At 66.6% G+C, this 19,926-nt stretch carries 21 protein-coding genes; 15 read left to right on the top strand and 6 right to left on the bottom strand.

Going from position 1 to position 19,926, the window contains the following annotated elements; genetic code table 11:
- Positions 1-27 precede the first annotated feature (27 nt).
- Both HWY37_RS05105 and HWY37_RS05100 read left to right on the top strand, forming a co-directional pair.
- The gene (locus HWY37_RS05105; protein ID WP_176088029.1) at positions 28-1,092 is read left to right on the top strand and encodes a M4 family metallopeptidase; all 1,065 of its coding nucleotides are present in this window, start codon (positions 28-30) and stop codon (positions 1,090-1,092) included.
- Positions 1,089-1,418 carry a protealysin inhibitor emfourin gene (locus tag HWY37_RS05100; protein ID WP_176088028.1) on the top strand — a complete coding sequence of 110 codons (330 nt, stop codon included), beginning with the start codon at positions 1,089-1,091 and terminating at the stop codon, positions 1,416-1,418. The genes HWY37_RS05105 and HWY37_RS05100 overlap by 4 nt, the downstream gene beginning before the upstream one ends.
- On the opposite strand, the gene HWY37_RS05095 is transcribed toward HWY37_RS05100, so the two are convergent.
- Positions 1,342-2,628 (bottom strand): MFS transporter, encoded by a 1,287-nt coding sequence (locus HWY37_RS05095; protein ID WP_176088027.1) that lies wholly within the window; start codon positions 2,626-2,628, stop codon positions 1,342-1,344. The genes HWY37_RS05100 and HWY37_RS05095 overlap by 77 nt on opposite strands.
- Before the next feature lie 82 nt (positions 2,629-2,710).
- Between HWY37_RS05095 and HWY37_RS05090 the strand changes: the two genes are divergently transcribed.
- A complete protein-coding gene (locus HWY37_RS05090) occupies positions 2,711-3,508 on the top strand; it encodes an AraC family transcriptional regulator (protein WP_176088026.1) in 798 nt (265 codons plus the stop codon).
- Between the two features lie 3 nt (positions 3,509-3,511).
- Here the strand turns inward: HWY37_RS05090 and tam are convergent, their stop codons facing one another.
- Complete coding sequence (gene tam / locus HWY37_RS05085; protein ID WP_176088025.1) at positions 3,512-4,285, bottom strand: trans-aconitate 2-methyltransferase; 774 nt, start codon at positions 4,283-4,285, stop codon at positions 3,512-3,514.
- 126 nt (positions 4,286-4,411) lie between these two features.
- A complete protein-coding gene (locus HWY37_RS05080) occupies positions 4,412-5,410 on the bottom strand; it encodes a TerC family protein (RefSeq protein ID WP_176088024.1) in 999 nt (332 codons plus the stop codon).
- A gap of 107 nt (positions 5,411-5,517) precedes the next feature.
- Here HWY37_RS05080 and HWY37_RS05075 point away from each other — a divergent pair, with 107 nt between their 5' ends.
- The 3 genes from HWY37_RS05075 (at position 5,518) to HWY37_RS05065 (ending at position 7,574) form a co-directional block, all read left to right on the top strand.
- Positions 5,518-6,411, top strand: coding sequence for a LysR family transcriptional regulator (locus tag HWY37_RS05075; RefSeq protein WP_176088023.1), 894 nt, complete (start codon positions 5,518-5,520; stop codon positions 6,409-6,411).
- A gap of 86 nt (positions 6,412-6,497) precedes the next feature.
- A complete protein-coding gene (locus tag HWY37_RS05070) occupies positions 6,498-6,896 on the top strand; it encodes a hypothetical protein (protein WP_176088022.1) in 399 nt (132 codons plus the stop codon).
- A 54-nt stretch (positions 6,897-6,950) separates the two neighbouring features.
- Positions 6,951-7,574, top strand: coding sequence for a hypothetical protein (locus HWY37_RS05065; protein ID WP_176088021.1), 624 nt, complete (start codon positions 6,951-6,953; stop codon positions 7,572-7,574).
- A 6-nt stretch (positions 7,575-7,580) separates the two neighbouring features.
- Here HWY37_RS05065 and HWY37_RS05060 read toward each other — a convergent pair whose 3' ends face one another.
- Entirely contained in the window at positions 7,581-7,982 is a 402-nt protein-coding gene (locus tag HWY37_RS05060; protein ID WP_175208536.1) for a hypothetical protein, read from the bottom strand.
- Positions 7,983-8,191: 209 nt separating this feature from the next.
- On the opposite strand from HWY37_RS05060, the gene HWY37_RS05055 reads away from it, so the two are divergent.
- Positions 8,192-8,773 carry a hypothetical protein gene (locus tag HWY37_RS05055; RefSeq protein ID WP_176088020.1) on the top strand — a complete coding sequence of 194 codons (582 nt, stop codon included), beginning with the start codon at positions 8,192-8,194 and terminating at the stop codon, positions 8,771-8,773.
- A 65-nt stretch (positions 8,774-8,838) separates the two neighbouring features.
- Positions 8,839-9,882, top strand: a complete 1,044-nt coding sequence (locus tag HWY37_RS05050) for a histone deacetylase family protein (RefSeq protein ID WP_176088019.1) — start codon at positions 8,839-8,841, stop codon at positions 9,880-9,882.
- Here HWY37_RS05050 and HWY37_RS05045 read toward each other — a convergent pair.
- Complete coding sequence (locus HWY37_RS05045; RefSeq protein WP_176088018.1) at positions 9,870-10,769, bottom strand: LysR family transcriptional regulator; 900 nt, start codon at positions 10,767-10,769, stop codon at positions 9,870-9,872. The two genes, HWY37_RS05050 and HWY37_RS05045, sit on opposite strands and share 13 nt — an antisense overlap.
- Positions 10,770-10,918: 149 nt before the next feature.
- Here HWY37_RS05045 and HWY37_RS05040 point away from each other — a divergent pair, with 149 nt between their 5' ends.
- Positions 10,919-12,247: an aspartate aminotransferase family protein gene (locus tag HWY37_RS05040; protein ID WP_176088017.1), complete on the top strand. Its 1,329-nt coding sequence runs from the start codon at positions 10,919-10,921 to the stop codon at positions 12,245-12,247.
- A 54-nt stretch (positions 12,248-12,301) separates the two neighbouring features.
- Positions 12,302-13,318: an amino acid ABC transporter substrate-binding protein gene (locus HWY37_RS05035; RefSeq protein ID WP_176088016.1), complete on the top strand. Its 1,017-nt coding sequence runs from the start codon at positions 12,302-12,304 to the stop codon at positions 13,316-13,318.
- A gap of 62 nt (positions 13,319-13,380) precedes the next feature.
- Here the strand turns inward: HWY37_RS05035 and HWY37_RS05030 are convergent, their stop codons facing one another.
- Complete coding sequence (locus HWY37_RS05030; protein WP_175208530.1) at positions 13,381-14,703, bottom strand: MFS transporter; 1,323 nt, start codon at positions 14,701-14,703, stop codon at positions 13,381-13,383.
- A gap of 221 nt (positions 14,704-14,924) precedes the next feature.
- On the opposite strand from HWY37_RS05030, the gene cyoA reads away from it, so the two are divergent.
- From cyoA to HWY37_RS05005, 5 genes are all read left to right on the top strand, one after another.
- A complete protein-coding gene (gene cyoA, locus HWY37_RS05025) occupies positions 14,925-15,968 on the top strand; it encodes a ubiquinol oxidase subunit II (protein ID WP_176088015.1) in 1,044 nt (347 codons plus the stop codon).
- Positions 15,969-16,033: 65 nt separating this feature from the next.
- Positions 16,034-18,037 carry a cytochrome o ubiquinol oxidase subunit I gene (cyoB, locus tag HWY37_RS05020; RefSeq protein WP_176088014.1) on the top strand — a complete coding sequence of 668 codons (2,004 nt, stop codon included), beginning with the start codon at positions 16,034-16,036 and terminating at the stop codon, positions 18,035-18,037.
- Entirely contained in the window at positions 18,030-18,671 is a 642-nt protein-coding gene (gene cyoC / locus HWY37_RS05015) for a cytochrome o ubiquinol oxidase subunit III (RefSeq protein ID WP_175208527.1), read from the top strand. The genes cyoB and cyoC overlap by 8 nt, the downstream gene beginning before the upstream one ends.
- Positions 18,668-19,063: a cytochrome o ubiquinol oxidase subunit IV gene (gene cyoD / locus HWY37_RS05010; RefSeq protein WP_175208526.1), complete on the top strand. Its 396-nt coding sequence runs from the start codon at positions 18,668-18,670 to the stop codon at positions 19,061-19,063. Before cyoC ends, cyoD begins: the two co-directional genes overlap by 4 nt.
- Positions 19,063-19,845, top strand: coding sequence for an SURF1 family protein (locus HWY37_RS05005; protein WP_175208525.1), 783 nt, complete (start codon positions 19,063-19,065; stop codon positions 19,843-19,845). The genes cyoD and HWY37_RS05005 overlap by 1 nt, the downstream gene beginning before the upstream one ends.
- Positions 19,846-19,926 lie beyond the last annotated feature (81 nt).

The raw sequence follows: 19,926 nt of genomic DNA, 5'->3' as shown, positions 1-19,926 counted from the left end.
GCCCGGCGTCCACGACGGAGACCGCGCATGCCACGTCCTTCCGAGTCCGCGCCGCTGATCGGCGTGATCCCTCCCTACATGCTGGATCGCCTGGCGCAGCATGCCGATTCGCGGGTCAGCATGCCCGCGGTCAAAACGCTGATCATCGACCAGCAACAGCGCAGCCTGCGCGAGATGGCGGTCCAGCCGCCGCGCGCCAAGCCAGCCCGCGGCAAGAAATCCTCCCCCGCCGGCACGCCCCAACGGGCCGTGCACGATGCCGCCAACACCACGACCCTGCCCGGCAAGCTGGTGCGCGCCGAAGGCGCCCGCGCCAGCGGCGACGCCGCGGTGGACGAAGCCTACGATCACCTGGGCTCGACCTACAAGCTGTATTGGGACATCTACCAGCGCAACTCCATCGACGGCCAGGGGCTGCCGCTGGTCGGCACCGTGCATTACGGCGAAGACTATGACAACGCCTTCTGGAATGGCGCGCAGATGGTGTTCGGCGACGGCGACGGCGAAGTGTTCAACCGCTTCACCATCGCGGTCGACATCATCGGCCACGAACTCACGCACGGCGTGATCGACGCCGAGGCAGCCCTGCTCTATCAGGGCCAGTCCGGCGCGTTGAACGAATCCCTGTGCGACGTCTTCGGCGCGCTGGTCAAGCAATACGCGCTGGGCCAGGACGCGCGGCAGGCCGACTGGCTGGTGGGCGCCGGACTGTTCAAGCCCAAGATCCAAGCCCGCGCGCTGCGCTCCATGGCGCAGCCCGGCAGCGCCTATGACGATCCCTTGCTGGGCAAGGATCCGCAGCCCGCGCACATGCGCGACTACGTGGACACGCCGAACGACAACGGCGGCGTGCACATCAATTCCGGCATCCCCAACCGCGCCTTCCACCTGGCGGCCACCGCGCTGGAAGGACCCGCGTGGGCCGGCGCCGGCCGCGTCTGGTACGACGCGCTGTGCGACAAGCGGCTGCGCCACGACGCGGACTTCGCGCAGTTCGCCAAGCTGACGCTGGCGGTGGCGGCCGAACGCCATGACGCGGCCGTGCGCGACGCCATTGCCCGCGCCTGGGCCGACGTGGGAGTCAAGACATGATCGAACTGCCGTCGCTGGACCTGGCCCAGCTGGTGCGCCTGAGCCGCGAAGGCGGACTCGCCTATCTGCCGGCGCTGGCGCAGCCGCGCAGCATCGACCTGGCCACCTGCCCGCCCGGCCTGCGGCAGGAGGTCTGCGACGCCCTGCAAAGCGCGGCGCCCGTGGCGGTTGAACGCTGCGCCGGCGCTGGCGGCGACCAGCGCTACTTCCACGTCGAAGTCAGGTATCAGAGCGACGCCGTGGCGGACATCAGCTTCGATGTGCCTGAGGCCGATGCGCCGCAGGCATTGGTGCGCTTGTGGAAGAGCCAGGCCGGGCAGCCTTGAGCGAGTCATCCCGGTACTGACCGATCTGGATCGAACGGCCTGCGTACAAACCGGCAAGCGCCATCGCCAGGCACAGGGCTGCGCACAGGCCCAAGGCCACGCTCCAACTGCCCAAGGCGTCATGCAGCGTGCCCGCCAGGGCCGGGCCGGTGGCCGCGAACAGGTAGCCGACGCATTGCGCCATGCCCGACAGCGCCGCCGCCTGCTGCGCATGGCTGGCGCGCAAACCCACGAATGCCAGGCCCAGGATGATGCCCCCGCCGGTGCCCAGGCCCATCAGGACCACCCATAGCGTCGCCCAGCGCGGCGCCACGACCAGGCCGGCAAACGCGACCAGGGAAGCGGCGGCCGATAGGAACGCCGCGCCGCGCTGATCGCGCAAGCGCCGCACCGCGGGAGCCAGGAACAGGGCCGGCACGGCCGACATGAGTTGCAGCAGGCCATGCAGCGCGCCGGCACGTTCAGCCGTATAGCCGGCGTCCCGCAGAATGGCCGGCAGCCAGCTCACGCCCACATAGAACACGAAGGAATTGATGCCCAGGAACAGCGTCACCTGCCACGCCAGCGGAGAACGCCACAGGCGGCCGCCATGCGGCGCATGCGCCGTGGACGCCGCGGGCGCGGTGTGATTGGCCAGTTGCGGCAGCCACAGCAGGACGCCGGCCAGCGGCACCAGCAGCAGGCAACCCGTGGAAAACCGCCAGGTCGCATCGGACAGGCCTGCCAGCGGAATCGCGACGGCCGACGCCAGGCCCGCGGCCAGGCTCATGGTCAGCACGTAGGCCGAGGTCAGGCCCGCCAGTTGTTGCGGGAAGTCGCGCTTCAACAAGCTGGGCAGCAGCACATTGCCGATGGCGATGCCGGAGCCTATGACCGCCGTGCCCAGGAACAGGCTCCAGGCCGGCCCCAGCGTGCGCAGCGCGATGCCGCCCGCGATCAGCAGCAAGGCGGCGAACAAGGTGCGCTCCAGGCCATGGCGGCGCGCCATGCCGGCAGCGAACAGCGAGACCACGGCAAAAGCCAGCAACGGCAGGGTGATCAGCATGCCGGCGGCCATGGCGCTCAGCCCCAGCTGCTCGCGGATCATGGCCGTGAGCGGCGGCACGCCGGTAATGGGCGCGCGCAGCGCCATGGAGATGCAAAGTATGCCGGCGATCAGCAGCGCGGAATTGCTGGCGGGGAGTTTGGAAGTGATGGAATGCGAGTTCATGCGTCAAGCTTACGCATGGCCGCTTTCGCTGAATTTCGAGATAATGACAAATTATCCCTAAATTCCGCCATAGCGATATTCCATGCACCGCCAGGACGATCCCGTTCCATTCCTCGGCCCCGAGGTCGACTCGCAATGGCCCCATGCCATGCGCGTGCACGCGACCGAAAACGGCCAGGAATCCCCCCTGCACCGGCATGCCATGGGCCAGCTGGTGCTGTCCCTGCAAGGCGGCGTGACCTGCTCGGTGCCGCAAGGGCTGTGGATGGTGCCGCCCCAATGCGGCGTCTGGATTCCTGGCGGCGTGCCGCATAGCAACCGGGTCACGCAGAACGGGCGGGTGTGCTTCCTGTTCGTGCCTCCCGCCGCTACCGGCCTGCCAGAACAGTGCTGCACGCTGGCCATCTCGCCGCTGGTGCGAGAACTGATCATCCATCTGGCGGACCTGGCGCCCGAGGCCACCGCGACCGCCGCCACCAGGAAGCTGGCCGAGGTGCTGGTGGAGCAATTGGCGCGCATGCCGGCCGAACAGCTGCACCTGCCGATGTCAGAACACCCGCGTCTGCGCGAAATCGCCGACGCGCTGCACGCCGACCCCGCCGACCGCAGCACCGTGGCGCAATGGAGCGAACGCGTCGCCATGAGCGAACGCACCCTGGCGCGGCTGGTACGGCAGGAACTCGGAATGAGCTTTGGCCGCTGGCGCCAGCAGATGCACATCATCCAGGCCTTGCAGCGCCTTTCCGCGGGCGTCTCGGTGCAGCGCACGGCGGAAGACCTGGGCTACGAATCCGTCAGCGCCTTCATCACCATGTTCCGCAAGGCGCTGGGCAAGACGCCCGCGCGCTACTTCGCGGACAAGGCCGACGCGGCCGATTGAACCTCAGCCCTGTTTCGGACCTGCCACGATGAACAGCCGCGGGAACGGCAGCAGCACGGTGCCGTCGGCCAGCGCCGGATAGGCCTCTTCGATCAGCGACTGGTAGCGGGCCAGAAAACTGGCCTGCCCGGCGGCGTCCAACCGGTCCAGATACGGCCGCAGCGCCGTGCCCTTGAACCACTCCACGACTGCCGCCGCGCCTGCCAGCGGGTGGTGATAGGTCGTGCGCCACACGTCCAGCAAGCCGCAATGCGGCTTGAGCAATTCGTAGTACCAGGACGCGCTATGGCGCGGCGGATGCTTGAAGCCGCCGATCGCGGCGGCCCAGGGCGCCTCCCCGGCGACTTGGCGCGCCAGCCGGTGGGCCGGTTCTTCCAGGTTGTCGGGCGTCTGCACCGCCAGGCTGCCGCCCGGAGCCAGCTTGCCGACCAGCCGCGGATACAGCGTCGCGTGGTCCGGCACCCACTGCAGGGCGGCGTTCGCCAGGATCACGTCGTAGGTCTTGGGCGGGTTCCACGTGGCGATGTCGGCCAGGTCAAACTGCAGGCCCGGCAGGCGCTTTCTGGCCGACTGCAGCATGTCCTCCGAGCTGTCCATGCCGCTGACCTCGGCATCCGGATAGCGGCTGGCAAGTACCTCGGTGGAATTGCCGGGGCCGCAACCCAGGTCCACGGCGCGCTTCACGTCCTGGTTGGGCAAGGCGGCGACCAGGTCCCGCACCGGACGGGTGCGTTCGTTTTCAAAGGCGGAATACTGTTTGGCGGACCAGCTGGTCATGGCGGCTCCTTGCGGCTTGTGGATTGCCCTGCACTCTACGCCCGCCGCATCGACGCGACAAATCCCAAAAAAAGCGCCCGCCATATCCGTGGGATATGGCGGGCGCTGGGCGTCGGGCCGCGGCGCTTATTCGGCCGCGAGTTCCTGCTTGGAGGCGTCCGAGCGGGTTTTCCACAAGGAGAACAACACGCCGCCCAGGATCAGGCCGAAGGTCACCGACAGCGACAAGGCAGCCGGCACCTTGCCGATGAAGCCGACCAGGAAGATCTTGCTGCCGATGAAGACCAGGACCAGGGCCAGCGCGTACTTCAGGTAGTGGAAGCGGTGGATCATCGCAGCCAGGGCAAAGTACAGCGCGCGCAGGCCCAGGATGGCGAAGATGTTGCTGGTGTAGACGATGAACGGGTCGGTCGTGATGGCGAAGATCGCAGGCACGGAGTCCACCGCGAACAACAGGTCCACGAACTCGATCAACACCAGCGCCAACAGCAGCGGCGTGGCCCAGCGCACCTTCTTCGACGTGGCGGGATCCGGCTCGGTCACCCAGAATGCGTTGCCGCGCAGGCCTTCCGTGACGCGCATATGGCGCTTCAGGAACTTCAGGATCGGGTTGGACGCGATGTCGGGCGTCTGGTCCGCGATCATCCACATCTTGATGCCCGTGAACACCAGGAAGGCGCCGAACAGGTACAGCAGCCAGCCGAAATTGCTGACCAGCGCCGCGCCCAGGCCTATCATGATGGCGCGCAGCACGATCACGCCGAGGATGCCCCAGAACAGTACGCGGTGCTGGTACTGGCGCGGAATCGCGAAGAAACTGAAGATCAGCGCGATCACGAAGACGTTGTCCATCGACAGCGACTTCTCGATCATGAAGCCCGTGTAGTAGGCCATGCCGCTGGCGGAACCCATCTGCCACCAGACCCAGGCGCCGAACAGCAACGCCGCCGTAATGTAGCCGGCGGACAGCAGCAGGCTCTCACGCACGCCGATCTCCCGGTCTTCCTTGTGCAGCACGCCCAGGTCGAAGGCCAGCAGCGCAACCACGATGCCGATGAAAAGCAGCCAGCTCCAGGCCGGAGTGCCGAAGAAATCGGCGGAGAGTAAGGTGAGCAAGGTGTCCATGATGTTCCCGCTTGTGTTCGAAGGGCCTCATGATCCGGATCCGAGGCTGATGGAGAAATCAGCCTGAAAGTGAGTTAAGGTTCGAAAAAACCGAAGTGATTCCTGCCATGCTCAATTACCGACACCTGTACTACTTCTGGATGGTCGCCAAGGAAGGCGGGTTTTCCCGCGCCGCCGAAAGGCTGGACATGGCCATCCAGACCATCAGCGCGCAAGTGCGCGAACTGGAAAAGAACCTGGGCCACCAGTTGCTCAAGCCGGCCGGGCGCGGCGTGGCGCTGACGGACGCGGGCGAGGCCGCCTTCGCCCGCGCCGAAGAGATCTTCCAGATCGGCCAGGTGCTGCCCCAGGAGGTCCGCGCGGCCGCCACCAAGCCTGCCATGCGCCTGTCCGTGGGCCTGTCGGACGGCATTTCCAAGTTGGCCGCGCAGGCCCTGCTGGGGCCGGTGCTGCATACCCCGGACCTGCGCCTGACCTGCCACGAAGGCGAGGTCGAGGAACTGCTGGGCGAACTGGCCCAGCATCACCTGGACCTGGTGCTGGCCGGCCAGGGCGCGCCCGCCAACCCCAACCTGCGCCTTACCAGCGACCGCCTGGTGTCCTCGCCGGTGGATTGGTATGGCCCCGCCAAGCTGGTGCGCAAGTCCGACGCGCAGGACTTCCCGCAATGCCTGGAACGCCTGCCGGTGCTGCTGCCCACGGGCCATTCCGTGCTGCGCCAGACGCTGGACCGCTGGTTCGGCGAGCAAGGCATCTATCCCAACGTGGTGGGGGAATTCGAAGACAGCGCGCTGATGTCGGTGTTCGCGGCCCGGGGCCTGGGCGTATTCCCGCTGAGCCGCCTGGGCGGCGGCGACATCGGCGTGTTGCGGGGCTTGCGCCCCTTGGCCCGCTGCGACGACGTGCACGAGGAAATCCACGCCATCCGCAACCGCCGCGGGCAGCACCATCCGCTGGTCCAGATCATTCTGGCGGCAGCAAAAACTTCGGTTTTTTCTTAATGTTTGTCACAACCACGCTGGTTTTTCAGAAATAGAATCCGCCTTATCGTGGACCCTCTTTTTTGAAACATCGGAGTACCACCTCAATGAAAAAGATCATCTGGCTCGCTTTCGCCGTGCTTGCCGCACTCTGGACCGGGCTGGTTGCGCTGACGCTGCAGCTGACCAACTGGGTGCTGTCGACCATCGCCACGACCCAGGTGCCCGGCACGGCGCTGGATACCTCGCAATGGGTGCCGCCCGCCTGGGCCGCGGCCTGGGTCGATCCCGCCTGGTTGCAAACGCTGCAATCCGGCCTGGTCTGGGCCGCGCAGGGCCTGAACCAGATGCTGCCCTTCGCCGGCAGCCTGGGCACCCTGATCTCGGTGCTGGCCTGGATCTTCTGGGGCTTCATCATGGTGGGCCTGCTGGTGCTGGCGCTGATCCTGCACTGGCTGGCCGGCAAGCGCGAGCAGGCCGAGGCCCCCGGCCGCCAAGTGGTGTAATAGGGCAGGCAACGCGGCAATCCGGCGCGCTGCCTCCTCTTACAGGAGCGTGCCGTGCATACCGTCCCTTCCCCTGCCCCGAAACTGTTCCTGGCGGCCCTGCTGGCCGCCGCGGCGCAGTTGGCCCACGCCTCGCCCGCGCCCTATGGCGTCGAGGTCTGCACGGTCACGGGCACTTCCGGGGAATACAGCGTGCGCGTGCGCAACACGGGGACCGCGCCGCTGGCGCGCGCCGAGGTCACGGGCGTCAGCCTGGATGCCAGCGGCCAGCCAGCGGGGCCGCTGACCGTCAACCTCACCGACATTCCCCCCGGCAAGTACAAGACCGCGGTGCTGGGCCGCCCCGGCAGCGGCGCCGCGCTGGTCAGCATCGGCACCTACGTGACCGCCAACGGCGCGGAAACGCATCAACAGGATCTGTTCGCCGGCAAGGTGGCGCATGTCTCGCCGGGCTCGGCCCTGCAGTACACGCTGGCCCCCTTGGCCGTGCGCGGCTGGACGGTGGCCTACGGCAGCAAGCAGGATCCCAAGCTGGAAGCCGGCAGCGCCGTGCTGCTGATCTACCCCGTCGCGCCGGGCAGGAAGCGGGACCCCACGCGCCCCGACGCCGGGCGTTCGCCCGCCGACGTGGTGCGACTGGCGCCCTGCCCCGCCGCGCCGTCCGGCAAGAAATCCTGAGCGGACTCAGGTCCCGCTGAGCAGGTCGCGCTCGTTCAGGAGCGCATAGACGATCTCGGGCCGGTTGTCGAAGCCGCGGCGGATGGCCGCGGGTATCGCCGTGCGCGTCTTGCGGCACAGCCCCGGCAGTTCGTCGAGCTGGATGGCGATGCCGCGCGAGGTGCGCACCTCGTTCTCGCTGGGCGTGATGTGGATCACGATCCCCAACTGCGCATGGATGCGCCCCTGCATGGCGCGCAGGTCTTCCAGGCTGCTGATGTTCTCCAGCCGGGCCACCAGGCGCTTCTCTTCGTCCTTGGTCAGCCGCAGCACGCGGATGTCCGCCGCCGGATCGGCCAACAGCCGGTCGCGGTCGCACACGCATGCGCCCGGCGGGCATTCCTGACGGATGGGAAACGGAAAATTCATGGCGGGCGTAGCGCGTCGCGGGCGATCTTGCGTATCTGGGGTATCTGGGAATTCTACCCAGGATCCCGCGCCGCCCGCCGCGCGGCAAGTGCTCGTTTCCCCGCAAGCGGGCGGCAGCCGCGGCGACCGAATGATGCCCTGCACAGGGTCCAGGATCCAAGGCCCAAGGCATAATGCCTCACCGAATCAACGGCGCGGAGGATGCCGGCATGAGAGGATTCCTGTCCCTGGCTGCACTGGCGGCGTTATCAGCGCTGTGCCACAACGCGGTGGCGCGCGAGTATTCGTATTCCGTCCGGCCCGGCCTGTCCGCGGTGGTGACGGTCTCCGACATGCCCGAGCAGCGCCTGAGCTCGCGCGTGGGCGACGGCCCCGAGCAGGAAATCGCCAGCATCGGCGGCGACGAGGAAGTCGACCAGTTCCAGGACGTGGACGTCGACCATGACGGCTACCGCGACTTCGTCATCGGCCAGAGCGGCGGCAGCGGCCAGGCCATTTCGCGCATCTTCCTGTATCGCCCGCAGGACGGCCGCTACCACGAGGTGACGCACCCGGACCCGGCGGCCAGCCCCTGCCACGGCTTCGTCAATCCGGTCTTCGACGCCGCCAGGCCCGCCTTCGCCGTGGCCTGCCGCTACAGCGCCGACACCTATGGCTTCGAAGACTACCTGGTGTGCCCTGACGGCACGGCGCAAGCCGTGTCCTGGAGGATGCGCCGGGGCGAGGCCGAGAAGCGGATGCCGCATCCGGGCGCAAAGAATGGAAAATGCGGAGCCCGGCCCGCGCGTTGAGCGCCCCGCCGCCGCTATAGTTGCGCTTCCGCCTCCCAGGCTCTACGTCCAAGGACACCCCCGCCGTGCTGATTTTCCACAACCCTGTCCATGAGAAACATGCTGGCCGGCAGGAAATGTTCCGCGGCAAGCTGGTGCCCTGCCACGAAACCCCGGCGCGCCTGGAGTTCGTGCTGGACGCGCTGCGCCAGCGCGGCATCGGAGAATTGCGCACGCCGTCCGCGGTCGATCTGGACCTGGTCAAGCGCGTGCACGCTCCGCGCTACGTGGACTTCCTGGCCAGCGCCTGGCGCGACTGGGTCGCGCTGGACCCGGCCAACGCCAGCCTGGACATCCTGCCTTCGGTCTGGCCGGTGCGCGGCTTTCGCCACGACATCTCGCCCACCAATTTCGCGGCGCGGGTCGGCCTGTTCTCGTTCGACAGCGGCTGCCCCCTGACCGCCGGCACCTGGGAGGCCGCCACCGCCGGCGCCGCCTGCGCCATCGACGCCGCGCGCGCCGTGTCCGCCACGGGCGGCCCCCGCGCCGCAATGGCGCTCACGCGCCCGCCGGGCCACCATGCGGGTCACGATTTCTTCGGCGGCTACTGCTTCCTGAACAACGCGGCCCTGGCCGCGCAGGCGCTGCGCGAAGCTGGCGCCGAACGAGTCGCCATCGTCGACGTGGACTACCACCACGGCAACGGCACGCAGAGCATCTTCTATGAGCGCGCCGACGTGCTGACGGTGTCGGTCCACGGCGACCCGACCACCGAATACCCCTTCTACCTGGGCTACGCCGACGAAACCGGCGCGGGCGCCGGCCTGGGCGCCAACCTCAACCTGCCTCTGCCCGCGGGTACCGGCTTCGCCGCCTGGACGCAGGCGCTGGAACAAGGCCTTGCCGCCGTGCGCGCCTTCAAGGCGGACGCGGTCGTGATCGCGCTGGGCGTGGATACCTACGAAGGCGATCCCATTTCCAAGTTCCAGCTCAAGAGCGCCGACTACCTGCAAGTGGGCCGCCTGCTGGCCGGCCTGGGCCTGCCCGCGGTCTTCACCATGGAAGGCGGCTACGCCGTCGCGGACGTGGGCATCAACGTTGCCAACGTGCTGGAAGGCTACGCCGGCTGAGCCGTCGCACGCATCCGCTGCCACATCGCGTCCACCGCTGGACGCGAGTCGGCGCGGTCCCTGAACGCCAGGATGGACACCTCGATGTCCCACAGGCGGCTGGCCAGCGGCGCCAGATCCGCCGATGCCAGCCGTTTCAAGGCGCTGTCCGCCAGCCAGGCCACGCCCAGCTCCTGCGCCGCCATGTCGCCCAGCACGTCGGACATCTCGGCCTCGAACACCCGCACGCCATGCAACGGCATCGCCGCGCCTTCTATCGCCGCATCGATCAGGCGCGCAAAGTAGACATTGGCCGAATACATCAGCAAAGGCACCGGGTTGGCCGCCGTGCCGGGCAGATCCAGGCCGGTGCGCTCGATCAGCGCGCGCGCGGCGTAAGGCCGGATCAGCTCTCGGCCCAGCGTCAGGCAATCGTAGCGCGCGGGATCCAGCGGCAAGGGCTGGGCCACCTGATGGAAGCACACCAGGAAATCCGCCGCGCCCGATGTGAAAGCCGACACGGTGTCATGCACATTGCCCGTCTGCAGGCTGCAGCTCAGCAGCCTGCCTTCGCTCCAGGTCCGCCACCACTTCGGCAGATGCGCGGTCGCCAATGCATAGGAAGTCGCCAGCCGCAGCTGGTTCTGCGCGGGCACGCCGGCAATGCCGGCGCGCGCCTCGGCCAATTGGTTGATCAGTTCTATCGCCGCGCCGCGGAAACGTTCGCCCGCCTCGGTGAGCTGGGTGGGGAATGCCGTGCGGTCGATCAGGCGCGCGCCGGCCCAGTTCTCCAGGCTCTGGATGCGGCGGCTGAACGCGGCCTGCGAAAGATTGCGCGCTTCCGCTGCGCGCGTGAAATTGCGCACTTCCGAAAGCGTGATGAAGTCCTGCAGCCAGCGGGTATCCATAGGGTTCCTTGCGTCATGCGCGACGCGCATCGGCCATGCGCGGGACGCATCGCGCCGCATGCTTAGTTCGCATTGGACGAGGTCCGCGCCCTGCCGGACACTGCGCCCATCGGTTCCGCATTGGAGCCCACACGCCCCGGAGTGTAAATATGGATGAAACCCTGCGCGCCGCCGCCCGCGAATATCTCGTGCGCTATGGCGGCGATACCTTCCCCAACCTGTTCACGTCCGCCAAGGGCGCCGTCGTGCGCGACGACACCGGCCGCGAAATCCTGGACTTCACCTCGGGCCAGATGTGCGCCACCATCGGCCACAACCATCCCGCCATCGTCGAGGCGGTGCACAAGGCGGGCGAAACCGCCTTCCACTTCTTCAGCGGCATGATCCCGGAGGCGGTGGCCGAACTGGCGGCCAAGGTGGCGCGCGACTGGATGCCCGCCGGGCTGACGAAATCGATCTTCGTCAACACCGGCTCGGAAAGCAATGAAATCGCCCTGCGCATGGCCAAGATGCACAAGAGCGGCTTCGAGATCCTGGCCATCGGCGGATCCTGGCATGGCGTGACCAGCGGCGCGGGCTCGGTGTCCTATGCCAGCGACCGCAAGGGCTATGGCGTGCCGCCGGCCGGCGTGTTCGTCATGCCGGAGCCCAACGCCTACCGCCCCTACATCGCCGGCATGGACGCCGAGCAATCCGCGCTGGCCTGCCTGGAGATCGGCCTGAAGATGTTCGACATGGCATCGGCCGGCAGGCCGGCGGCCATCATCGTCGAACCCGTCATCAGCGCGGGCGGCGTGCTGGTGCCGCCCAAGTCCTACATGCAGGCGCTGCGGCAGGCGGCCGACGCCCGCGGCATGCTGCTGATCTTCGACGAAGCGCAAACCGCCTTCGGCCGCATCGGCCACCGCAGCGGCGCGGAGTACTTCGGGGTCACGCCCGACATCATGAGCGTTTCCAAGACGCTGGGCGGCGGCCTGCCGCTGGCCGCCGCGATCACCACTCCCGCCATCGAGCAAGACGTGCATGAAAAGGGCTTCACCTTCTACACCAGCCACGTATCGGACCCGCTGCCGGCCACCGTGGGCCTGGCCGTGCTGGATACCATCCAGCGCGAGGGCCTGATCGAACGCGCCCGCACCCAGGGCGACTACCTGCGCCGCAGCCTGCTGGAACTGCAGCAACGCCATGAAGCCATCGGCGACGTGCGCGGCCTGGGCCTGCTGCTGGGCGTGGAACTGGTGCGCGACCGCGACACGCGCGAGCCCTTCCACCAGCTCGGCGCCCTGACCACGCAACGCTGCTTCGAACTGGGCCTGTCCATGAACATCCGGCGCCGCCCCGAACGCGGCTCGGTCTGGCGGATCGCGCCGCCGCTGACGGTGAGCAACACGGAAATCGACCGCGCCATCGCGATCCTGGACCAGGCCCTGACCGAAAGCCTGGACAAGATCGCCCGGCCCGCCGCGCGCGCCGCCTGACGCCTGCCCCTACAGCAACCCATCCGGCGCCGGCCCGCCCGGCAGGAGAACGACATGCACCGACGCACATACGCCATCTGCGCCCTGGCGCTGGCCGCCGTATCCAGCCAGGCGCTCGCCGGCCCCACGCTGGACACCGTCCGCAAACGCGGCTACCTGCAATGCGGCGTGTCCACCGGCATCCAGGGCTTCTCGGCCCCCGACAGCAAGGGCGCCTGGCATGGACTGGACGTGGACATGTGCCGCGCCATCGCGGCCACGGTATTCAACGACGCCACCAAGTACCGCCTGACCCCGCTCACGACCCAGGCGCGCTTCACGGCGCTGCAATCCGGCGAGGTCGACGTGCTGACACGCAACGTCACGCCCACGATGGCGCGCGACACCACGCTGGGCCTGCTGAGCGTGGCCGTCAACTACTACGACAGCCAGGGCGTGATGGTGTCGAACAAGCTGGGAGTCAAGAAGCTGCGCGAGCTGGACGGCGCGACCATCTGCGTGCAACCCGGCACGGTGACCGAACTCGACCTGGCCGACTGGTTCCGTTCGCAATCGCTGCGCTTCAAGCCGGTGGTCATCGAGAAGTACGACGAGATCCTCCGCGCGTTCTCGGCGGGGCGTTGCGACGCCTTCACATCCGACAAGTCGCAACTTGCCGCCTCGCGCATGACGCTGGAGAACCCCGACAGCTACGTGATCCTGGACGAGAACATTTCCAAGAGCCCGCTCGGCCCCATGGTGCGCCAGGGTGACGATAACTGGGTCAACATCGTGCGCTGGTCGCTCAACGCGATGCTGGAGGCCGAGGAATTCGGCATCACCTCATCGAACGTGGATGCGCAGCTGAAGGCCAACAGCCCCAACGTGCAGCGCATCCTCGGCGTCACGCCCGGCATGGGGCGCAACATGGGCGTGGACGACAAATGGGCCTACAACATCGTCAAGCAGGTCGGCAATTATGGCGAAAGCTATGAGCGCAACCTGGGGATGAGCAGCCCGATGAAGCTGCCGCGCGCGCTGAATGCGCAATGGCGCGACGGCGGCCTGATGTATGGGTGGCCCGTGCGGTAGACAGGCAATCACGCAATGAAAAAGCGCCCGCGGGAACTCCACGGGCGCTTTTCCTTGTCGGTTCAATCCCGCGTTTCCAGGACCTTGTTGATGCGCAGCGCCAGCAAGGTGCACGCGGCGCCGGACAGCAGATAGATGCTGACCGCCACCAGCCCGAAGCGCGCGGACAGGCCCAGGGCCACCAGCGGCGCGAACGCGGCGCCGATGAGCCAGGCCATATCAGAGGTCAGCGCGGCACCCGTGTAGCGGAAGCGCCGCGTGAAATTGGCGGTGACGGTGCCCGAGGCCTGGCCGTAGGACAGTCCCAACAGCACGAAGCCCACCAGGATGAAGGCATCCTGCGCCTTCGGGCCGCCGCCGAGCAGCCACGGCGTGAACAGCGCGAACACGGCGATCAGCACCGCCAGCAGGCCCAGCGTGGTGCGCCGGCCAATGCGGTCGGCCAGCCAGCCGGAGGCGATGGTGCCCAGGATGCCCAGCACCGCGCCGACGATCTGCACCACCAGCACGTCCTGGATCTGCTGCGTGGCGCTCACCGCGATCCAGGACAACGGGAACACCGTGACCAGATGGAACAAGGCATAGCTGGCCAGCGCCGCGAACGCGCCGATGAACAGGTTGTAGCCCTGTTCGCGCACCATCTGCGCGACGCTGATGGGCTCCAGCTCGCCCTCTTCCAGCAGCTGCGTGTATTCCTCGGTGACGACCAGCCGCAGCCGCGCGAACAGCGCCACCACGTTGATCGCGAACGCCACGAAGAAGGGATAGCGCCAGCCCCATTCCAGGAAGTCGGCCTCGGTCAGGGTGATGTGCAGGAACAGGAACAGCGCGCTGGCCACCATGAAGCCTACCGGCGCTCCCAGTTGCCCCAGCATCGCGTACCAGCCGCGGCGGTTGGGCGGCGCATTCAGGGCCAGCAGCGACGGCAGGCCGTCCCACGAGCCGCCCAGCGCCAGGCCCTGCAGGCAGCGGAACACCGCCAGCAGCGTGATCGCATGCGCGCCGATGACGTTGTAGCCAGGCAGGAAAGCCATGCCCACCGTGGCCGTGCCCAGCAGGAACAAGGCGATGGTCAGCTTGGTGGCGCGGCCCCAGCGCCGCTGCACCGCCATCGACAGCGCGGTGCCGATGGGCCGCATGATGAAAGCAAACGAGAAGATGACGAAGGACCAGAGAGTGCCTTCGAGCCGGGGTTCAAACGGGAAGAAGACCTGCGGAAAAACCAGCACGCAGGCGATGCCGAAGACGAAGAAATCGAAGTATTCGGAAGCGCGCCCCACCACCACGCCCACCGCGATCTCCCCGGGCGCCACCTTGGCGTGGCTGCCGCCGCCGGCCGTGGGAAGTGAAGGAGCATGACCGGGATATTGCGTGGTGGTCGCCATGTGAATGCTCGCTGTAAGGAGGTTCGGAATACGTGGATTGCAATCCTGAAACACACCAGCGCGCCCGGAGCCTGTATCGCGCAGAGCCGCCCCGTTATTGGGATGCAGCCCTGGTCCGCGCGCGTCGCCCTGCACATTTTTGTTCTTTTTACCCTAGATTTTTCGCGGCTTCCAGCGTAGTGTTGCGTTTACTTCCCACGGTTACGTTTCGGGGTATGGTCATGCCGTCCTTCCCAAGGTTCCGCGGATTGATCATGGTTGCCGCTCTGCCATTGCTCGCCGGATGCAATGCGGTCCTGCTCTCGCCATCGGGCGACATCGCTTTGCAGCAGCGCAACCTGATCATCATTTCCACCGGCTTGATGCTGCTCATCATCGTGCCGGTAATCTTCCTGACGTTCCTGTTCGCGTGGCGCTACCGGGCCAGCAACAAGGAAGCGCACTACGACCCCGACTGGAACCACTCCACCATGCTGGAGCTGCTGATCTGGGCCGCGCCGCTGCTGATCATCATCGCGCTGGGCGCGCTGACCTGGGTCAGCACCCACCAGCTCGATCCCTACCGTCCGCTGGCGCGCCTGTCCGAAGGCCGCGAAGTGCCCGCCGGCACCAAGCCGCTGGTGGTGGAAGTGGTGGCGCTGGACTGGAAATGGCTGTTCATCTATCCCGAGCAAGGCATCGCATCGGTCAATGAAATGGCGGCGCCCGTCGACCGCCCCATCCAGTTCAAGATCACCTCATCAACGGTGATGAATTCCTTCTTCGTGCCGGCGCTGGCAGGCCAGATCTACGCCATGCCGGGCATGCAGACCACGCTGCACGCCGTGATCAACCACCCCGGCGAATACGAAGGCATTTCCGCCAACTACAGCGGCTCTGGCTTCTCGGGCATGCGCTTCAAGTTCCACGGTGTGGACGAACCAGGCTTCGACAAGTGGGTCGCAAGCGCGCGCGCCTCCGGCGCCGCGCTCAGCCGCGATACCTACCTCAAACTGGAGCAGCCCAGCGAGCGCAATCCGGTGCAGCTTTATGCATCCAGCGCACCGGGCCTGTTCGAAGCGATCGTCAACCGCTGCGTGGAACCCAACCGGATGTGCATGCGCGACGCGATGGCCATCGACGCGCAGGGCGGCATGGGCATCCCGGGCGCGCTCAACGTCACCAGCCTGGACGCCGGCACGCGCGAGCGCCTGGGCCTGACCGGCACGCCGCCGCGCAAGTATGTGGGCGCCATGTGCACGGCCACCGAAGGATTGGTCCTGTAGCGGATCGCGGCGATCCGGATGATGCAAGGGCTTCGTGAAATTGCGGTCTTTTTGCTGGAATCGAGATGCCTGACCAACCAGACCTCACCAAGCTGATCTTCGGTAAGTTGACCTGGGAAGCCATTCCCTTCCACGAGCCGATCCTGCTGTTCACCTTCATCGCGGTCGCCATAGGCGGGATCGTGGTGCTGGGCGCCATCACCTATTACGGCAAATGGGGCTATCTGTGGCGCGAGTGGTTCACCAGCATCGACCACAAGAAGATCGGCATCATGTACGTCATCCTGGGCATCGTGATGCTGCTGCGCGGCTTTGCCGACGCCATCATGATGCGCCTGCAGCAGGCGGTGGCATTCGGCGATTCGATGGGCTACCTGCCACCGCACCACTACGACCAGATCTTCACCGCCCACGGCGTGATCATGATCTTCTTCGTGGCCATGCCGCTGGTCACCGGGCTGATGAACTACATCGTGCCCTTGCAGATCGGCGCGCGCGACGTGGCCTTTCCCTTCCTCAACAACTTCAGCTTCTGGATGACCACGGGCGGCGTGATCCTGGTCATGATGTCGCTGTTCGTGGGCGAATTCGCGCGCACCGGCTGGCTGGCGTATCCGCCTTTATCGGGCATCCTGCAGAGTCCGGACGTGGGCGTCGATTACTACATATGGGCCCTGCAGATAGCGGGGGTGGGCACATTGCTGTCCGGGGTCAACCTGCTGGTCACCATCGTCAAGATGCGCGCCCCCGGCATGAGCATGATGCGCATGCCCATCTTCACCTGGACCGCGCTGTGCACCAACGTGCTGATCGTGGCCGCCTTCCCGGTGCTGACCGCGGTATTGGCCCTGCTGTCCATGGACCGCTACGTCGGCACCAACTTCTTCACGGCGGACTTCGGCGGCAACGCCATGATGTACGTGAACCTGATCTGGATCTGGGGCCACCCCGAGGTCTACATCCTTATCCTGCCGGCCTTCGGCATCTTCTCGGAAGTCGTGTCCACCTTCTGCCGCAAGCGCCTGTTCGGCTACGCGTCCATGGTGTACGCCACGGTCGTTATCACGGTGCTGTCGTACCTGGTGTGGCTGCACCACTTCTTCACCATGGGGTCAGGGGCCAGCGTGAACTCGTTCTTCGGGATCACGACCATGATCATCTCGATCCCGACCGGAGCCAAGATCTTCAACTGGCTGTTCACCATGTACCGCGGCCGCATCCGCTTCGAAGTTCCGATGCTGTGGACGCTGGGCTTCATGGTGACCTTCGTGATCGGCGGCATGACTGGCGTGCTGCTGGCCGTGCCGCCCGCCGACTTCGCCCTGCACAACAGCCTGTTCCTGATCGCGCACTTTCACAACGTGATCATCGGCGGCGTGCTGTTCGGGCTGATGGCAGGCATCACCTACTGGTTCCCCAAGGCCTTCGGCTACAAGCTAGATCCGTTCTGGGGCAAGTGCTCGTTCTGGTTCTGGCTGGTGGGCTTCTACGTCGCCTTCATGCCGCTGTACGTGCTGGGGCTGATGGGCGTGACGCGCCGCGTGAACCACTTCGAGGACATGTCCCTGCAGATCTGGTTCCAGGTGGCGGCATTCGGCGCGCTGCTGATCGCCTGCGGCATCGCCTGCTTCCTGATCCAGTTGGTGGTGAGCTACCGCCGCCGTGAGTCGCTGCGCGACGACACCGGCGATCCCTGGGACGGACGCACGCTGGAATGGTCGACCTCGTCGCCGCCGCCCAACTACAACTTCGCCTTCACGCCGCGCGTGCATGACCTGGACGCCTGGTGGCAGATGAAGCAGCACGGCTACGAGCGGCCGCAGCAGGGATTCATTCCCATCCACATGCCCAAGAACACCTGGGCGGGCATCGTGCTCGCGGGCATCAGCGTGGTGATGGGCTTTGCGCTGATCTGGCACATGTGGCCGCTGGTCGTGCTGTCGTTCGCGGCGCTGATCCTGGTGTCGATCGTTCATACCTTCAACTACAAGCGCGACTACTACGTGCCGGCCGAAGAGGTCGTGCGCGCCGAAGACGCCCGCACAAGGTTGCTAGCGAAAAATGTCTGATACCCTGGCTCCCAATCCGCCCGCAGGCGCCGCGCCGCCCGCGGAACCCCTGTTCCACGTCGCGGGCGAACACCATCCCAAGAACGGCACCCTGCTGGGGTTCTGGGTCTACCTGATGAGCGATTGCCTCATCTTCGCCTGCCTGTTCGCGACCTACGGCGTGCTGGGCCGCAGCTACGCGGCGGGCCCCTCGGGCGCCGACCTGTTCGACCTGCCGCTGGTGGCGGTGAACACCGCGCTGCTGCTCCTGTCGTCCATCACCTACGGCTTCGCCATGCTGGAGATGCGGCGCAACCGCATCGGCGCCACGCAGCTGTGGCTGGCCGTGACCGGCATCCTGGGCCTGGGCTTCCTGTCGCTGGAGCTGTACGAATTCGCGCACCTGATCCACCAGGGCGCCGGTCCGCAGCGCAGCGCCTTCCTGTCGTCCTTCTTCACGCTGGTCGGCACCCACGGGCTGCACGTCACCTTCGGCATCGTGTGGCTGGTGACGATGATGATCCAGGTCCAGATGCATGGACTGATCCCCGAAAACCGCCGTCGCCTGATGTGCCTGTCGATGTTCTGGCACTTCCTGGACCTGATCTGGGTGGGCGTGTTCACCTTCGTGTACCTGATGGGAGTGCTGCCATGAGCGCGCATCTGGATCATTCCGCCGGCCACGGCCATGACCACCATGACGACGATGACGGCGCGGCCCACGGCACCTTCAAGAGCTACGTGACGGGTTTCGTGCTGGCGGCCATCCTCACCGCCATCCCGTTCTGGCTGGTCATGAACCGCGTCTTTCCCGATTCCCGCACCACCGCGCTCGTGATCCTGGCCTTCGCCGTCGTGCAGATCGTGGTCCACATCATCTACTTCCTGCACATGGACACCAAGTCCGAAAGCGGCTGGAACATGTTGGCGTTAATATTCACGCTGGTGCTGGTCGTAATCACGCTCAGCGGATCCATCTGGATCATGTATCACCTGAACTCCAACATGATGCCCATGTCTACCCACGACATGCGGAAAATGCCCTGATGGCTGCAGTAAAAGACTCCATTTCCAGCGACACCTCCCCTCGTAATCCGCGCAGCAAGATCACCCTGGCCATCCTGGGGGTGCTTGCTGTCGCCATTTTCGCGGGCCTCTGCGCCCTGGGCACCTGGCAGGTGCACCGGCTTGCCTGGAAGCGCACCCTGATCGCGCAGGTCGAACAACGCGCCCACGCGGCGCCCTCGCCCGCGCCGGCCCAGGCCGATTGGCCCGCGCTGACGTCCGACAACGCCGAATACCGCCGCGTCACCGCCACCGGCACCTATCTGTACGACCGCCAGACCCTGGTGCAGGCGGCGACCGAACTGGGCAGCGGCTACTGGGTCATGACGCCCTTGCAGCTGCCCGAGGGCGGCACGGTGCTGGTCAACCGCGGATTCGTGCTGCCCGACTGGCGCAAGAGCAAGTCCGCAATCCAGCAGACGCCCGAGCAAGCCAGCGTCACCGGCCTGCTGCGCATGGGCGAGCCCGGCCATGGCTTCCTGCGCAACAACGATCCGGCCGCCAACCTCTGGTACTCGCGCGACCTGCCGGCCATCGCCGCGGCGCGCGGCCTCACCGACGTGGCGCCTTACTTCATCGACGCCGACGCCACGGGCAACAAGGACGCCAGCGGCCGCACCGCGCCGGTGGGCGGCCTGACCGTGCTGAACTTCCCCAACAACCACCTCAGCTACGCCATCACCTGGTATGCGCTGGCGGCCATGGTGCTGGTCGGCGTATTCATCTTCGTGCGCGAGGAAAAGCGCTCGCGCCGCAAGGGCTGACGCGGCCGGCCGCGGCCGGTGTCCTACAATGAGGGCTGGGAACAGCGCTGGGCTACATGCTCGCGTGCTGTTCCCTTTTGT

Origin of the sequence: Achromobacter anxifer, from assembly GCF_903652925.1 — a bacterium.
GTDB classification, from domain to species: domain Bacteria; phylum Pseudomonadota; class Gammaproteobacteria; order Burkholderiales; family Burkholderiaceae_B; genus Achromobacter; species Achromobacter anxifer.
This window is presented reverse-complemented; position numbering and strand designations above follow the sequence as displayed.

Excerpts from the sequence above, each read along its gene's own strand:
- HWY37_RS05105 (WP_176088029.1), top strand. The coding sequence starts at position 28 with ATGCCACGTCCTTCCGAGTCCGCGCCGCTGATCGGCGTGATCCCTCCC.
- HWY37_RS05100 (WP_176088028.1), top strand. The coding sequence starts at position 1,089 with ATGATCGAACTGCCGTCGCTGGACCTGGCCCAGCTGGTGCGCCTGAGC.
- HWY37_RS05095 (WP_176088027.1), bottom strand. The coding sequence starts at position 2,628 with ATGAACTCGCATTCCATCACTTCCAAACTCCCCGCCAGCAATTCCGCG.
- HWY37_RS05090 (WP_176088026.1), top strand. The coding sequence starts at position 2,711 with ATGCACCGCCAGGACGATCCCGTTCCATTCCTCGGCCCCGAGGTCGAC.
- tam (WP_176088025.1), bottom strand. The coding sequence starts at position 4,285 with ATGACCAGCTGGTCCGCCAAACAGTATTCCGCCTTTGAAAACGAACGC.
- HWY37_RS05080 (WP_176088024.1), bottom strand. The coding sequence starts at position 5,410 with ATGGACACCTTGCTCACCTTACTCTCCGCCGATTTCTTCGGCACTCCG.
- HWY37_RS05075 (WP_176088023.1), top strand. The coding sequence starts at position 5,518 with ATGCTCAATTACCGACACCTGTACTACTTCTGGATGGTCGCCAAGGAA.
- HWY37_RS05070 (WP_176088022.1), top strand. The coding sequence starts at position 6,498 with ATGAAAAAGATCATCTGGCTCGCTTTCGCCGTGCTTGCCGCACTCTGG.
- HWY37_RS05060 (WP_175208536.1), bottom strand. The coding sequence starts at position 7,982 with ATGAATTTTCCGTTTCCCATCCGTCAGGAATGCCCGCCGGGCGCATGC.
- HWY37_RS05055 (WP_176088020.1), top strand. The coding sequence starts at position 8,192 with ATGAGAGGATTCCTGTCCCTGGCTGCACTGGCGGCGTTATCAGCGCTG.
- HWY37_RS05045 (WP_176088018.1), bottom strand. The coding sequence starts at position 10,769 with ATGGATACCCGCTGGCTGCAGGACTTCATCACGCTTTCGGAAGTGCGC.
- HWY37_RS05040 (WP_176088017.1), top strand. The coding sequence starts at position 10,919 with ATGGATGAAACCCTGCGCGCCGCCGCCCGCGAATATCTCGTGCGCTAT.
- HWY37_RS05035 (WP_176088016.1), top strand. The coding sequence starts at position 12,302 with ATGCACCGACGCACATACGCCATCTGCGCCCTGGCGCTGGCCGCCGTA.
- HWY37_RS05030 (WP_175208530.1), bottom strand. The coding sequence starts at position 14,703 with ATGGCGACCACCACGCAATATCCCGGTCATGCTCCTTCACTTCCCACG.
- cyoA (WP_176088015.1), top strand. The coding sequence starts at position 14,925 with ATGCCGTCCTTCCCAAGGTTCCGCGGATTGATCATGGTTGCCGCTCTG.
- cyoB (WP_176088014.1), top strand. The coding sequence starts at position 16,034 with ATGCCTGACCAACCAGACCTCACCAAGCTGATCTTCGGTAAGTTGACC.
- cyoC (WP_175208527.1), top strand. The coding sequence starts at position 18,030 with ATGTCTGATACCCTGGCTCCCAATCCGCCCGCAGGCGCCGCGCCGCCC.
- cyoD (WP_175208526.1), top strand. The coding sequence starts at position 18,668 with ATGAGCGCGCATCTGGATCATTCCGCCGGCCACGGCCATGACCACCAT.
- HWY37_RS05005 (WP_175208525.1), top strand. The coding sequence starts at position 19,063 with ATGGCTGCAGTAAAAGACTCCATTTCCAGCGACACCTCCCCTCGTAAT.